14 protein-coding genes are annotated in these 12230 nt (G+C 65.5%); 3 read left to right on the top strand and 11 right to left on the bottom strand.

The window, feature by feature from the left end; all coding sequences use genetic code 11:
• Positions 1 to 15: 15 nt before the first annotated feature.
• The 11 genes from QQW98_RS00685 to QQW98_RS00635 all read right to left on the bottom strand — a co-directional run bounded on the left by QQW98_RS00685 (position 16) and on the right by QQW98_RS00635 (position 8208).
• Positions 16 to 939, bottom strand: coding sequence for a hemolysin family protein (locus QQW98_RS00685; RefSeq protein WP_290135641.1), 924 nt, complete (start codon positions 937 to 939; stop codon positions 16 to 18).
• A gap of 23 nt (positions 940 to 962) precedes the next feature.
• Entirely contained in the window at positions 963 to 1454 is a 492-nt protein-coding gene (gene ybeY, locus QQW98_RS00680) for an rRNA maturation RNase YbeY (protein WP_290135640.1), read from the bottom strand.
• The gene (locus QQW98_RS00675) at positions 1455 to 2489 is read right to left on the bottom strand and encodes a PhoH family protein (RefSeq protein WP_290135639.1); all 1035 of its coding nucleotides are present in this window, start codon (positions 2487 to 2489) and stop codon (positions 1455 to 1457) included.
• Positions 2490 to 2578: 89 nt separating this feature from the next.
• Positions 2579 to 3922, bottom strand: a complete 1344-nt coding sequence (gene miaB, locus QQW98_RS00670; protein ID WP_290135638.1) for a tRNA (N6-isopentenyl adenosine(37)-C2)-methylthiotransferase MiaB — start codon at positions 3920 to 3922, stop codon at positions 2579 to 2581.
• Positions 3923 to 3965: 43 nt separating this feature from the next.
• The gene (locus QQW98_RS00665; protein ID WP_290135637.1) at positions 3966 to 4829 is read right to left on the bottom strand and encodes a lysophospholipid acyltransferase family protein; all 864 of its coding nucleotides are present in this window, start codon (positions 4827 to 4829) and stop codon (positions 3966 to 3968) included.
• Positions 4819 to 5244 (bottom strand): Fur family transcriptional regulator, encoded by a 426-nt coding sequence (locus QQW98_RS00660; protein ID WP_290135636.1) that lies wholly within the window; start codon positions 5242 to 5244, stop codon positions 4819 to 4821. Before QQW98_RS00660 ends, QQW98_RS00665 begins: the two co-directional genes overlap by 11 nt.
• Positions 5245 to 5333: 89 nt before the next feature.
• Complete coding sequence (locus QQW98_RS00655; protein WP_290135635.1) at positions 5334 to 5774, bottom strand: MucR family transcriptional regulator; 441 nt, start codon at positions 5772 to 5774, stop codon at positions 5334 to 5336.
• 110 nt (positions 5775 to 5884) lie between these two features.
• On the bottom strand, positions 5885 to 6352 hold the full coding sequence (locus QQW98_RS00650) for a GNAT family N-acetyltransferase (RefSeq protein ID WP_290135634.1): 468 nt from the start codon (positions 6350 to 6352) through the stop codon (positions 5885 to 5887).
• A complete protein-coding gene (tsaB, locus tag QQW98_RS00645; protein WP_290135633.1) occupies positions 6349 to 6966 on the bottom strand; it encodes a tRNA (adenosine(37)-N6)-threonylcarbamoyltransferase complex dimerization subunit type 1 TsaB in 618 nt (205 codons plus the stop codon). Before tsaB ends, QQW98_RS00650 begins: the two co-directional genes overlap by 4 nt.
• A gap of 45 nt (positions 6967 to 7011) precedes the next feature.
• On the bottom strand, positions 7012 to 7605 hold the full coding sequence (locus tag QQW98_RS00640; protein ID WP_290135632.1) for a malonic semialdehyde reductase: 594 nt from the start codon (positions 7603 to 7605) through the stop codon (positions 7012 to 7014).
• 24 nt (positions 7606 to 7629) lie between these two features.
• A complete protein-coding gene (locus QQW98_RS00635; protein WP_290135631.1) occupies positions 7630 to 8208 on the bottom strand; it encodes a NifU family protein in 579 nt (192 codons plus the stop codon).
• A 106-nt stretch (positions 8209 to 8314) separates the two neighbouring features.
• Between QQW98_RS00635 and QQW98_RS00630 the strand changes: the two genes are divergently transcribed.
• The 3 genes from QQW98_RS00630 to QQW98_RS00620 all read left to right on the top strand — a co-directional run bounded on the left by QQW98_RS00630 (position 8315) and on the right by QQW98_RS00620 (position 12225).
• The gene (locus QQW98_RS00630; RefSeq protein ID WP_290135630.1) at positions 8315 to 11263 is read left to right on the top strand and encodes a M16 family metallopeptidase; all 2949 of its coding nucleotides are present in this window, start codon (positions 8315 to 8317) and stop codon (positions 11261 to 11263) included.
• Between the two features lie 61 nt (positions 11264 to 11324).
• A complete protein-coding gene (locus QQW98_RS00625) occupies positions 11325 to 11657 on the top strand; it encodes a hypothetical protein (RefSeq protein ID WP_290135629.1) in 333 nt (110 codons plus the stop codon).
• A gap of 13 nt (positions 11658 to 11670) precedes the next feature.
• On the top strand, positions 11671 to 12225 hold the full coding sequence (locus QQW98_RS00620) for a DUF937 domain-containing protein (protein ID WP_290135628.1): 555 nt from the start codon (positions 11671 to 11673) through the stop codon (positions 12223 to 12225).
• The last annotated feature ends 5 nt before the right edge of the window (positions 12226 to 12230 follow it).

Raw genomic sequence — 12230 nt, 5'->3', positions numbered from 1 at the left:
GAACGGTTTGTCGCCCTAACCTTCTTCGGCCGCTCTCGGTTCGTGCAGGCGCAGGCGCGTCACGTGGGTTTCGTCGCCCGCCAGCACTTCGATGCGCCAGCCGCTCGGGTGGTCGAGAATGTCGCCCTTGGCCGGGACTTTCTCCGCCAGCACGAAAGCGAGGCCGCCCAGCGTGTCGACCTGTTCCTCCACCTCGGCAAGGCGCGGATCGACGCGGGCGGCGACTTCCTCCAGCTCCACGCGGGCGAGGGCATCCCACATGCCGTCGCCGATATCGACGAGCTGGTCGATCGGATCGTCGTCATGCTCGTCCTCGATCTCGCCGACGATTTCCTCGACCAGGTCCTCGATCGTGATGATGCCGTCGGTGCCGGAAAATTCGTCGAGCACGATGGCAAGGTGCGTCTTGCTCGATCGCATGTCCGCCAGCACGTCTAGCGCGCCGCGCGCCTGCGGCACGAATAGCGGCTGGCGCATCATCCGCGTCCAGTCGCGCGGCGGTTCCTTTCCGGATGCGAGGTGGTTGAAGACGTCCTTGATCAGCATCATGCCGATCACCTGGTCCAGCCCGTCGCGGTAGACCGGCATGCGCGAATGGCCGTGCTCGGCAAACATGCCGACCAGATCTTCCCACGATGCCTCGGTCGACACGGCAATGATCTCGCTGCGCGGAATCGCCACGTCGTCGGCATCGTGCTCGCTGAAATGGAGCAGGTTGCGCAGCATTTGCCGCTCCACCAGCGACAAGTCGCCTGCAACGGCAGAGCCGCCGGCATCGCCGTTCAGCTCTTCGGCTTCCTTGTCGTCAATCGCCTCTTCCAGCTGCTCGCGCAGGCTCTGGCCGGGTTCCTCGCCCGAAAGGAAGCGGCGGAGTGCGGGCCAGAACCCGCTGCTACTCTCCGCCTCGGCGGAGGTATCGGTACTCGAAGGGTCGGGCATGGCCCTGTCTGTCTTCCCTGAAGTCATTGTTCGGTCCGCCCATATGGGTCCGCCAGCCCCATGTCCGCAAGGGCCTTCACCTCGATTGTTTCCATCGCGTCGGCATCCGCGTCGGAAATCTCGTGATCGTGGCCGGCAAGGTGGAGGAAGCCGTGGACGATAAGGTGCGCGGCATGGTGCTCGACCGGGAGTGATTTCTCCGCCGCCTCGCGCGCACAGGTTTCATAGGCAAGCGCGATATCGCCGAGCATTTCGGGCGGGCCCTCATCGGCGAGATCGAGCAGGTCCTCGCGCGCCAGCATGGGGAAGGACAGGACGTTGGTGGGCTTGTCCCGCTGGCGCCATTCGCGGTTGAGCGTGTGCACCTCCGCATCAGATGTGAACAGCACGCTGGCGGTAAGCCGGGGGTTGGCCAGCGCATGCTCGTGCGCGGCGAGGGCGCCAAGGCACCGCTCCGCCAGCTCTTCCCACGGCCCGGTGGGCCACGGCTCCTCGATGTCGATGTCGAGCTCCACCTAGGCGGCGGGGCCTTCGTAAGCTTCCACGATACGGCCGACGATGGGGTGGCGGACCACGTCCGACGCGGTGAAGCGGCAGGTGCCGAAGCCTTCGACGCCCTCCAGCTTCTCGACCGCGTCCGCAAGCCCGCTCATGCTGCTGCCGCCGGGGATATCGACTTGCCGCGGGTCGCCGCAGATTACCATGCGGCTGTTCTGGCCGAAGCGGGTGAGGAACATCTTCATCTGCTCGCGCGTGGTGTTCTGCGCCTCGTCGAGGATGACGAAAGCATCGGCCAGCGTCCGCCCGCGCATGAAGGCGATGGGCGCGATTTCGATCACGCCGCTGGCGATGTGCCGTTCCACCTGTTCGGGCGGCATGCAATCGTACAGCGCATCGTAAAGCGGGCGCAGGAAGGGATCGACCTTCTCCTTCATGTCGCCGGGCAGGAAACCGATCTTTTCGCCCGCCTCGACCGCAGGACGCGACAGGATCAGGCGCTGCACGCTGCCGCTGATCAACTGGCTGACCGCCTGCGCCACCGCGATATAGGTCTTGCCGGTGCCCGCCGGGCCGAGGGCGAAGATGATGTCCTCGCGCGCCAGCGCTTCCATGTAGGGAACCTGGCCGGGGCTGCGCGGCACGATGGTCTTGCGCCTTGTGCGGATCATGATCGGCGGCGCGCGGTCCGGCGCGTCGGCCATGATCCCGTCCAGCGTGGGTTCGTTCGACATGGCGATGATGCTTTCAATGAGACCGGCGTCGAGGTCCTGCCCGGTCATCAGCTTTTCGTGCATGGACTTCAGTACGTCGCGGGCGCGGGCGACATCGTCCTCGCTGCCTTCGATGTGGACCTTGTTGCCGCGCGCGGAAATGAAGACGCCGAGCCGGTTTTCGATCTGGACGAGATTGGCGTCGAATTCGCCGAACAGCGCGCCGAGCACGGCTTCACCGTCGAAGGTAACCTCGGCGTGGGTGCGGGGGCCGATATGCCCCGGCCCGTCGATATTTGCAGCCGCCCGTGGGGCGATGCGGGTTGTCTTGCGAGCCATGCGCTCCTTTCGAGTGTGTCCGAGTCGGAAATGTAGGCACTCGAAGGATTAAGGCAAGCTGGCGGAGTTTTCGTGACAGTGGATAGCGCTCAGGCGAGAGCGGGTTGGCGCAGGCTTCCGCCGAGCGATTGCGGGCCGGCGCTGGTCAGTTCCACTTCGACCAGATCGCCCATCGCGATGTCGCCGGTGAAATGGACCGATTGCAGCCACGGCGACTTGCCGAGCCACTGGCCGTCCTGCTTGCCGCGTCGTTCCACCAGCACCTGGCACGTCTTGCCGACGCTCGCCTCGTTGAAAGCGAGCTGGTCGCGGCGCAGCGCGGCCTGGAGGCGTTGCAGGCGCTCGTCCATCACCTCGGGCGCGATTTGCCCGTCCATCGTCGCGGCGGGGGTGCCGGGGCGGGGCGAATACTTGAAGCTGAAGGCCTGCGCGTATCCGACCGCGTCGACCAGCTGCAGGGTTTCCGCAAATTCCGCCTCGGTTTCGCCGGGAAAGCCGACGATGAAGTCTCCGCTCAGGGCAAGATCCGGGCGCGCGGCGCGGAACCGGTCGAGCAGCCTGAGGTAGCTTTCCGCCGTGTGGCTGCGGTTCATCGCCTTCAGCACGCGGTCGCTGCCACTTTGCACCGGCAGGTGGAGATACGGCATCAGCTTGTGGACTTCGCCATGGGCGGCGATCAGCGCTTCGTCCATGTCGGCCGGGTGGCTGGTGGTATAGCGGATGCGGGAAAGGTCGGGCAGCTTTGCAAGCGCGCGGACGAGGCCGGCGAGGCCGACGGTGCGGCCCGCTTCATCCTCCCCGCTCCACGCAGAGACATTCTGGCCGAGCAGCGTGATCTCGCGCGCGCCGGCATCGACCAGTTTCTTCGCTTCGTCGACCAGGGCGCTGTACGGCCGCGATATTTCCGCTCCGCGTGTGTAGGGCACCACGCAATAGGTGCAGAACTTGTCGCACCCTTCCTGGATCGTAAGGAAGGCCGACGGGGCGGTCTTGCGGCGCCTTGGCAGCGCGTCGAACTTCGCATTGGCGGGCATGTCCGTGTCGGTCGCACGCCCCCCGGCGATCGCCGTGTCGAGCATTTTCGGCAGGCGGTGGTAGGCCTGCGGGCCGACGACCATGGACACCGCGGGCGCGCGCGCCATGATCTCCTCGCCTTCCGCCTGGGCGACGCAGCCGGCGACTGCGATCAGCGGCTGCTTGCCCGCTTCCCGCCCGCGCTTGGAAATGCGGCCGATGTCGGAATACACTTTCTCCGCCGCCTTTTCGCGGATGTGGCAGGTGTTGAGGACGACGAGATCGGCATCCTCACCTTCCGCCGCGGGCATGATGCCGCGCTCGCCCAGCAGCTCGCCCATGCGCTCGCCGTCATAGACATTCATCTGGCAGCCGAAGCTCTTGACCCGGTAGGTCTTCGGGGGCGCGTTGTCTGGCATGCGGGCGCCTATAGCGGCAGATGGCGGGCCGCGAAAGGCGGGACTATTCCAGCGGCACCTGCGGCTTCGAATAGCGCACCGGGCCGACATCGTGATCGAACGGGCGGGGTGGGTGGCCGAGTATATCGGTCAGCTTCGCCTCGATCATCTCGCGCGCCTTTTGGGCGATGGCTTTGCGCCCTAGATGCTCGACCGGGCTGAACGGTTCGAGATAGTGGATGTTGAGCCGGAACGTGCCCGGCCGCCCCAGCACGCGCATCGCGTTGTTCACGCCGCTTTCCGTGCCGATCCACCCGATCCATTCGGAGACCTTGCCGTAATCGAGCACCACCGGCTGGACGAGCACGTTGGCAGGCGGCGGCTCCAGCACTTTGAGCATCGAGCTCTTGAAGGGGAGGAGCGACTTGTTGTCGGTCGTCGTGCCCTCGGGGAAAACGGTGACCGACCAGTTGTCGGCCAGCGCCTCCCGCAGGGCGTTGATCTGGCCTGCCACACCCATGCGGTTTTCCCGTTCGACATAGATGGTGCGATTGAGCCCCGCGAGCCAGCCGACGACCGGTGCATCGCGCAGTTCCGCCTTGGCCACGAAAGCCGTTCCGCTCGACCCCGCGAGCGACAGGATATCCAGCCACGACACATGGTTCGCAACGAAGAACACGTCGCGCTTCAGCGGGGTGCCGTGGTTCTTTACTCGCGCGCCGGCAATCCATGCGGCTAGCTTCAGGAAATACTTCGGGAAGGGCGAACCGTAGGCGAAGATCCGGTAGAGATAATGCAGCGGCACGAAGACGATCAGCGTCAGCAGCAGCAGGATTACGCGAAGGGTGAAGAACGCCCAGCCGAGAGGAGACAGCGGCGTCTTCTCGCCGGCGGCCGCGCGGGCGCGCAGCGCGTCCCTATCCGGCATCGCGGCCCAGTTTGACGCCGTAGAGCTCCATCCGGTGGTCGACGAGGCGATAGCCCAGCTTCTCGGCAATCTGGCGCTGCAGGGCCTCGATCTCCGGGTCGACGAATTCCACGACCTGGCCGCTTTCGATATCGATCAAGTGGTCGTGATGGGCTTCGGGCGCAGGTTCGTACCGTGCGCGCCCGTCACCGAAGTCGTGCCGGTCGAGGATGCCGGCCTCTTCGAACAGGCGCACGGTGCGATAGACCGTGGCGATTGAGATCTTGGGGTCGACGGCCGAGGCGCGGGCGTGGAGCATTTCCACATCGGGATGGTCGTCCGCCTCGGACAGCACCTTAGCGATCACGCGCCGCTGTTCGGTGATCCGCAGGCCCTTGTCGGCGCACAATTGTTCAAGATCGATCGGGTTCGGCATGCTGGTCCTGGATACGAAACGCCCCGCCACCGATAGCGGGGCGGGGCGCTGCGCTCAAGTTTGGGGCAATGCCCGGAATAAAACGGCGTTCAGTCCGTCTTTTTCTTGCGGCCGCGTTTCTGGCCGGGCTTGCGGCCGAGGCCGATCTTCTTGGCCAGTTCGCGGCGCTTCTCGGCATAGTTCGGCGCGACCATCGGGTAATCGGACGGCAGGTTCCAGCGCGCACGATACTCGTCCGGCGTCATGCCGTGGTCGGTCATCAGGTGACGCTTCAGCATCTTCATCTTCTTGCCGTCTTCCAGGCAGACGATGTGATCCGGCTTCACCGATGCGCGAACCGTTACGGCCGGCTCGGGCGGGGTTTCATCGGCCTGCGCGGGCGAACCGAGACCGGCAAGCGCCCCGTGCACGTTCTGGATGAGTTCGGGCAGCTGATTCACCTCGACCGAATTGTTCGCGACATGCGCGGCGACGATTTCGGACGTCAGGGTGATGAGCATTTCTGCGGAATCGGTTTCGAAATTTTCCATATGTGTGTTCTCTCCAAGCCTTCTGCGGGCCTTTGTGTATTCCGTTGTAGGAATCCGCCATCTATGGCCTTAATCGTCCCGCTTTGCAACCGATTGTAGTATAGTTTTCCCTATCCGTCGATCTTGGCGAGCGGTTTTACGAATGTGATGGCATCTCGTTTCGATCCATCGAGGGCGCGATAGTAAGCCTTGCGAATACCGATGGGCGAGAACCCAAGGTCGCGATAAAGCGTTTCCGCTGGATTATCAGCCCGCATTTCAAGGAATAACTTGGCGACGCCGCGCTCCGCAGCTTCTTCGAAAAGATTGGTCAGAAGGGTGCGTCCGAACCCGCGACCGCGCAGGTCCGGCAACACTGCGATCAGCAGCAATTCTTCCTCGTCCGCGGCCATGCGGCTGAGGGTAAAGCCGACAGGATCGCTCTCGCTGTCGATCCTTCCGGCTGCATCGATGGTTGCTGCGAAAGTATTCGGCATGACGAGTGCATCGCCGACTTGCCTGCGGTTCCACGCCTCACCGAAGAAGGGATCGAAGCCGCGTTCCATCACCGCCATGATCCTGTCGACGGTGTCGTTCATCGTGCCTGCGGGAGCTTCGCGTCGGGCGCGCGGCCATAGAGCGGGGAGAGGTCGGCGGTAAATTGGTCTTCTGCAAGCAGCAGCGCCTCCCGCGCATCGGGAAGGATGTCGAGCGCCGTGCCGTGCCCGCGCTGTCGCACCAGGGCCTGCGCCTGCGTGCCCGCCACTAGTGCCGGGCTAGCTGCTTCGGCAGCTTGGGCCGGGACGAGGGAAGCAAGAGTTCCCAGCGCCTCGCCATCGCTCCCGAACGATTGCACGAACCATTCGCCGTGCCCGCCGGTCATCGCGACCGCAACGTCCTGCGCGCCCTCACGCTTGCGGGCCATGGCGGCGACCAGCGCGAGCGTCGGGTAGGCGAGCACCTCGGCCTGCCAGGCGAGACCGAATGCGCGCGCGGCGGCAATCCCGATGCGCACGCCGGCGAAACTGCCTGGGCCGCGTGCGACCAAGATCCGCTCCGCTTTCCCGCGATCGGGCAGGGCGGAGACCATCGGCACCAGCTGTTCCGCGTGGCCCCGGCCCAGTTCGCGCCAATCGCCCGCAAGCAAGCGATCGCCTTCGAACAGGGCGACGGAGCAGGCGGCTGTCGCGCAATCGATCGCGAGCGTTCTCACCTGCCCCCCATACACCCGCTCTGGCGAAGTGCTACGGTCCTGACCCTAGACGACCCGGTTGAAGCGGTCGAAGTCCGGACGCGGACTGCGGTCGAAAATCGTCGACCTGTCGCCGTGGCCGATGGAGATGAGCCAGTCGGCACGGTACTTCGGCTCGTCGGCGAAGAATTCCTTGGTCGTCGCATCCTGGTCGAACCCCGACATCGGGCCGCAATCGAGGCCGATGGCCCGCGCCGCGAGCATCAGGTATGCGCCCTGGAGCGCCGAGTTGCGGAACGCGCCTTCCTTGCGGCCTTCCTCGTCGCCTTCGAACCAGCTCTTCGCGTCGGTGTGGGGGAACAGCCATGGCAGCTGCTCGTGAAAATCGATGTCATAGCCCACGATGACGCAAACGGGCGCAGTCAGGATCTTCTCCTGGTTGCCCTCGCTCGCATGCTTGGCGAGCCGTTCCTTCGCTTCCTTCGACTTGCACCACACGAAACGGCCGGGCTGCGAATTGGCAGAGGTCGGCCCCATTTTCAGCAGTTCGTAGATCTGCCGGATTTCCTCGTCCGACACTTCCTTGTCGTGCCAGCCATTGTAGCTGCGCGCTTCGCGAAAGATGAGGTCGAGGGCGGAATCGGAAAGAGTGTCAGTCAAGTGATGCTCCGGAAGGAATGAAATTCAGGCTGCGCGAACTTCAACCACTTCCGGCACATAATGTTTCAACAGGCCTTCGATGCCATGCTTCAGGGTCGCTTCGGAAGACGGGCAACCGGCGCAGGCACCCTGCATAGTGAGGTAAACCACGCCTTCGCGAAAGCCGCGGTACTGGATGTCGCCGCCGTCACCGGCCACCGCCGGGCGAATGCGCGTTTCCAGCAATTCGTGGATCTGTGCGACGATTTCCGCGTCGGCGGGATCGTCCTCGATCATCTCCTCGTCCTCTGCCGGGACGCTGATCCCGGCGGCGGTGCCGGGCGCGAACAGCGGGGCGCCGGACACGAAATGGTCGAGCAGCACCCCGGTGATCTGCGGCTTCAGGGCCGACCAGTCGGTACCGGGTGGGGCGGATACGGATACGAAGTCGGCCCCGAAGAACACGCCGGTGACCATGCCCGTGTCGAACAGGGCCTGGGCGAGCGGACTGGCCTCGGCATCCTCAGGCGAAGCGAAGTCGCGGGTCCCGCTTTCCATTACCGTGCGATGCGGCAGGAACTTGACGGTGGACGGGTTCGGGGTCGGTTCGGTTTCGATATACATGATGCCTTGCATCTAGGGGGCCGGCGGTGCGCCTGCAATGGGCAGCGGTTGCGTGAAAACCTCCGCATTCACCAATCCTTCAGGGGCTTTCGTGCTTGGGTGCCCCATGACATCGAAACTGCGCCCCGCCGGGGCTTTCGCTTTCCTGCTCGCCGGATTTGCCCTGCTACCCCTGCCGTTGCTGGCGCAGGAATCGAACACGCCGGTCCGCGCCGCCGTATCCGTTCCCGAACCGCAGGCGATCGATCGCGAGGATCCGTGGCTGTTTCGCGGCGGCGACATCCCGGTCGATCCGGCGTGGTATTTCGGCGAGATGGAGAACGGCGTCCGCTACGCCACACGCCGCAACGGCGTGCCGCCGGGGCAGGTTTCGATCCGCATCCGTATCGACGCCGGGTCCATGTACGAGCGTGAGGCGGAGCGCGGCTTTGCCCACCTGATCGAGCACCTGTCCTTCCGCGAATCCAGGTATCTCACGGCGGGCGAGGCTATCCCGACGTGGCAGCGCCTTGGCGCATCCTTCGGCAGCGACACCAATGCCGAGACCAGCCCGACGCACACGGTCTACCAGCTCGACCTGCCCAACGCGACGCCGGCTAAGCTGGACGAATCCTTCCGGCTGCTATCGGGCATGATGCGCGATCCTGTGTTCTCGCAAGCCAACCTCGCCGCCGAAGTGCCGATCGTGCTCGCCGAACTGCGCGAGCGGGCAGGCCCAGGCCAGCGCGCCTTCGATGCCTCGCGCGAGACGTTCTATCGCGGCCAGCTGCTCGCCGAACGCTCGCCCATCGGCACGGTCGCGACGCTGCAGGCGGCAACCCCGGGCAGCGTGCAGGCCTTCCACGACCGCTGGTACCGGCCGGAACTCACCGTCATCAGCGCGGTCGGCGATATCGATGCGCGGGTGATGGCCGGCCTGATCGAGAAATATTTCGGCGACTGGTCGGTCCCCGGTCCGGTCCCGGCGCAGCCCGATTTCGGCGCGCCGCAGCCACCCGTCGATGCCGATCCCGCATTCCCGCTCGACGCGATCGAGGTGGTGATTGAGCCGGACCTGCCGCATTCGGTGAGCCTCGCCTACATGCGCCCGTGGGAGCAGGTTACCGACAACCTCGAATACAATCGCGGGCTGATGCTCGACCAGCTGGCCATGTCGATCATCAACCGCCGGCTGGAAAGCCGCGCGCGCGGCGATGCGCGTTTCCTTGCCGCGCAGGTCGGCACCAACGACGTCGCCCGCTCGGCCAACGGTACCTTCGTTTCACTGACGCCCATCGACGGCGACTGGGAAGGCGCGCTGGAAGATGTCCGGCTGGTGATCGAGGATGCGCTCGCCAACCCGCCCAGCCAGCAGGAAATCGACCGCGAGGCGGCCGAATTCATCCTCGCCTTCGAGACCGGCCTTGAACAGGAATCGGTCGCGGCGGGCGCAGGGCTTGCCGACGAGATCGTGACCGCTGTCGATATCCGGGAAATGATTGCGACGCCGCAGACCCGGCTTGATCTCGTCACCGGCCTGACCGACCGCTACAATCCCCAAGAGATCTTCCGCCGCACCAAGCGTCTGTTCGAAGCAACCGCGGTCCGCGCCGTGCTGGTCACGCCCGAGGCACCGGATGGCGGCGATACCGCGCTGCGCCTCGCGCTGACGCGTCCGCTCGAACTGCCCGAAAACATCCGCGGCGATGCGAACCTGCGCAGCTTCGCCGATCTTCCCGCGCTCGGCACGCCGGGGACCGTCACGGATCGCCGCTCGATTTCGCGGCTGGGTTTCCAGCGTATCGAATTCGACAATGGCGTGACGGCGCTGATCTGGCCGACGACCAACGAGCCCGGCCGCGCGACGGTGAAAGTGCGCTGGGGCGCAGGCTTCCGTGCCTTTACGCCCGACCAGGCACCGGAAATCGCGCTTGGCCAGTATGCCCTCGTCCCGCAAGGCCTGGGCGAGCTCGACCTCGAAGACCTGGACCGCATTGCCACGGGCCGCAAGTTCGGCTTCGATTTCGAAATCGGCGAAGGCGTGTTCTCGATGAAGGCGGAAACGCGCCGTGCCGATGTACGCGACCAGCTCTACCTGTTTGCCGGCAAGCTTGCCGATCCGCGCTGGGACGAGGCGCCGCTGCGCCGTGCGAAATCGGCGCTGCAGACCGGCTACGAGAGCTATGCGGCCAGCCCCGTTGGCGTGATCAACCGCGACCTGTCATGGCTGCTCGCCGGCAAGGACGGGCGCTACCAGACGCCCACACCGGCCGAGATCGCCGATGTCACCAGCGCCGAATACCGCGCCGTGTGGGAGCCGATCCTGAAGCAGGGCCCGGTCGAAGTCCTCGTTTTCGGCGATATCGAGGCGGAAGAGACGGTTGCCGCGCTTGCCGAGACCTTCGGCGCGATCCCCGCGCGCGAACCTTTGCCCGCCGGCGTCGCCGCGCGTGCGGTCCCGTTCCTCGACGGCACGCCAGAACCGATCCGCCTGACCCATCGCGGCGCAGGGGACCAGGCGGCGGCCGCCGTCGCTTGGGAGACGGGGGGCGGTTCCGCCAACCTAGCGGAGGCTCGCAAGCTCGAAATCCTGTCCCAGCTGTTCAACAACCGGCTGATGGATGCGCTGCGCGAAAAGGCGGGGGCGAGCTATTCGCCGCAGGTCGTCTCGCAGTGGCCGGTCGATATCGACAGCGGCGGCAATATGCTGGCGCTGGCCCAGTTGCCGCCGGAAACGGCCGATGCCTTCTTCAACGAAGCCGAGGCGATTGCGGCGGACCTTGCCGCCAATGGCCCCGATGCGGACGAGCTGGCACGCGTTACCGAACCGCTCAAGCAGCTGCTGCTGCGGGTGCAGACGGGCCATGCCTTCTGGCTGGGCCAGGTCGAAGGCGCGACGACGGACGAGAGCCGCGTCGCACAGCTGGCCACGCTGTTGCCGGACTTCACCGAAACGACGCCCGACGAAATGCGCGCGCTGGCCGCCAAGTATTTCGTCCCGGGAGAGGCGGTGAAGATTGTCGTCCTGCCCGAAAGCGGCAGTGCGGGCGCAGGATCGGCTGCATCGGGGCGCTAGGGCTTTGACAATTGCTGCCCGCGAGGCATGGTGACGCCCTAGCAATAGAAGGAGCGTCACCATGAACCTGTTCGATTCCATCTTCGACAAAGTCAGCGACCACCCGACAGTCGACAATCTCGCCGCCAAATTGGGCATCGACAAGGAACAGGCGGCCAAGGCGATCGCCGGCCTTGCCGAAGGCCACCAGGCCGATGGCGACACGGTGCAGGAAGCGGCGGCGAAGACCGGTCTCGACGCCGGCATCCTGGAACAGGTGCGCGAACATATCGGCGGCGAAGGCTCGCTGACGAAGTTCGCCTCCATGTTCGACAAGGACGGCGACGGAAATCCGCTCAACGACATCCTCGGTTCGGACGGCGGGATGCTCGGCGGCCTGTTCGGCAAGAAATAAGGGAGCGCACGGCATGAACCTCAACCAGATTCTGCAGAACAGCGGCGTCATCACCAGCATGGCGAACGAGCTCGGCATCGACGAACAGACCGCAAAGGTCGGCGCGGGCGCCTTGCTGCCTGCCATCGTGGCCGGGATGGGCCGCCAGTCGACCTCCGCGCCGCAAGGCGGCGGCCTGGGCGGCCTCGGCGACATCCTGGGCCGTTCGATGGGTGGCGGTGCAGGCTCCGCCGCGGGTGGCGGCCTTGCCGGCGGGATAGGGGGGATGCTGATCGACGCGGTGCTGAAGAAGGACCCGACCCCGGCGGCGCCCGGCAACGACATCCTCGGCCAGATTTTCGGCAGCAAGGATGTCAGCCGCGGGGTGGCGGAAGAAGTTGCCGGATCGACCGGGATCGACAGCGCCGTCCTGAAGAAGATGCTCCCGATCCTCGCCATGGCCGTGGTCGGCTACATGATGAACAAGCAGGCACCTGCCGGGCAGGGCGGAGGCGCCGGAGGCGGCGCACTGGGCGGTGCGCTCGGCGGCCTACTGACGCAGGTCGTGGCCGGAATGGCGCGCCGCTGACCCGC

The sequence above is a fragment of the Alteriqipengyuania flavescens genome, assembly GCF_030406725.1.
Classification (GTDB): domain Bacteria; phylum Pseudomonadota; class Alphaproteobacteria; order Sphingomonadales; family Sphingomonadaceae; genus Alteriqipengyuania_B; species Alteriqipengyuania_B flavescens.
Note: the sequence above shows the minus strand (reverse complement) of the source record. Positions and strands in the feature narration are given on the sequence as shown.

What these genes read in the sequence shown, in the direction of transcription:
- QQW98_RS00685 (WP_290135641.1), bottom strand. Translation starts at nt 939, where the DNA reads ATGCCCGACCCTTCGAGTACCGATACCTCCGCCGAGGCGGAGAGTAGC.
- QQW98_RS00675 (WP_290135639.1), bottom strand. Translation starts at nt 2,489, where the DNA reads ATGGCTCGCAAGACAACCCGCATCGCCCCACGGGCGGCTGCAAATATC.
- miaB (WP_290135638.1), bottom strand. Translation starts at nt 3,922, where the DNA reads ATGCCAGACAACGCGCCCCCGAAGACCTACCGGGTCAAGAGCTTCGGC.
- QQW98_RS00665 (WP_290135637.1), bottom strand. Translation starts at nt 4,829, where the DNA reads ATGCCGGATAGGGACGCGCTGCGCGCCCGCGCGGCCGCCGGCGAGAAG.
- QQW98_RS00660 (WP_290135636.1), bottom strand. Translation starts at nt 5,244, where the DNA reads ATGCCGAACCCGATCGATCTTGAACAATTGTGCGCCGACAAGGGCCTG.
- QQW98_RS00655 (WP_290135635.1), bottom strand. Translation starts at nt 5,774, where the DNA reads ATGGAAAATTTCGAAACCGATTCCGCAGAAATGCTCATCACCCTGACG.
- QQW98_RS00650 (WP_290135634.1), bottom strand. Translation starts at nt 6,352, where the DNA reads ATGAACGACACCGTCGACAGGATCATGGCGGTGATGGAACGCGGCTTC.
- QQW98_RS00635 (WP_290135631.1), bottom strand. Translation starts at nt 8,208, where the DNA reads ATGTATATCGAAACCGAACCGACCCCGAACCCGTCCACCGTCAAGTTC.
- QQW98_RS00630 (WP_290135630.1), top strand. Translation starts at nt 8,315, where the DNA reads ATGACATCGAAACTGCGCCCCGCCGGGGCTTTCGCTTTCCTGCTCGCC.
- QQW98_RS00625 (WP_290135629.1), top strand. Translation starts at nt 11,325, where the DNA reads ATGAACCTGTTCGATTCCATCTTCGACAAAGTCAGCGACCACCCGACA.
- QQW98_RS00620 (WP_290135628.1), top strand. Translation starts at nt 11,671, where the DNA reads ATGAACCTCAACCAGATTCTGCAGAACAGCGGCGTCATCACCAGCATG.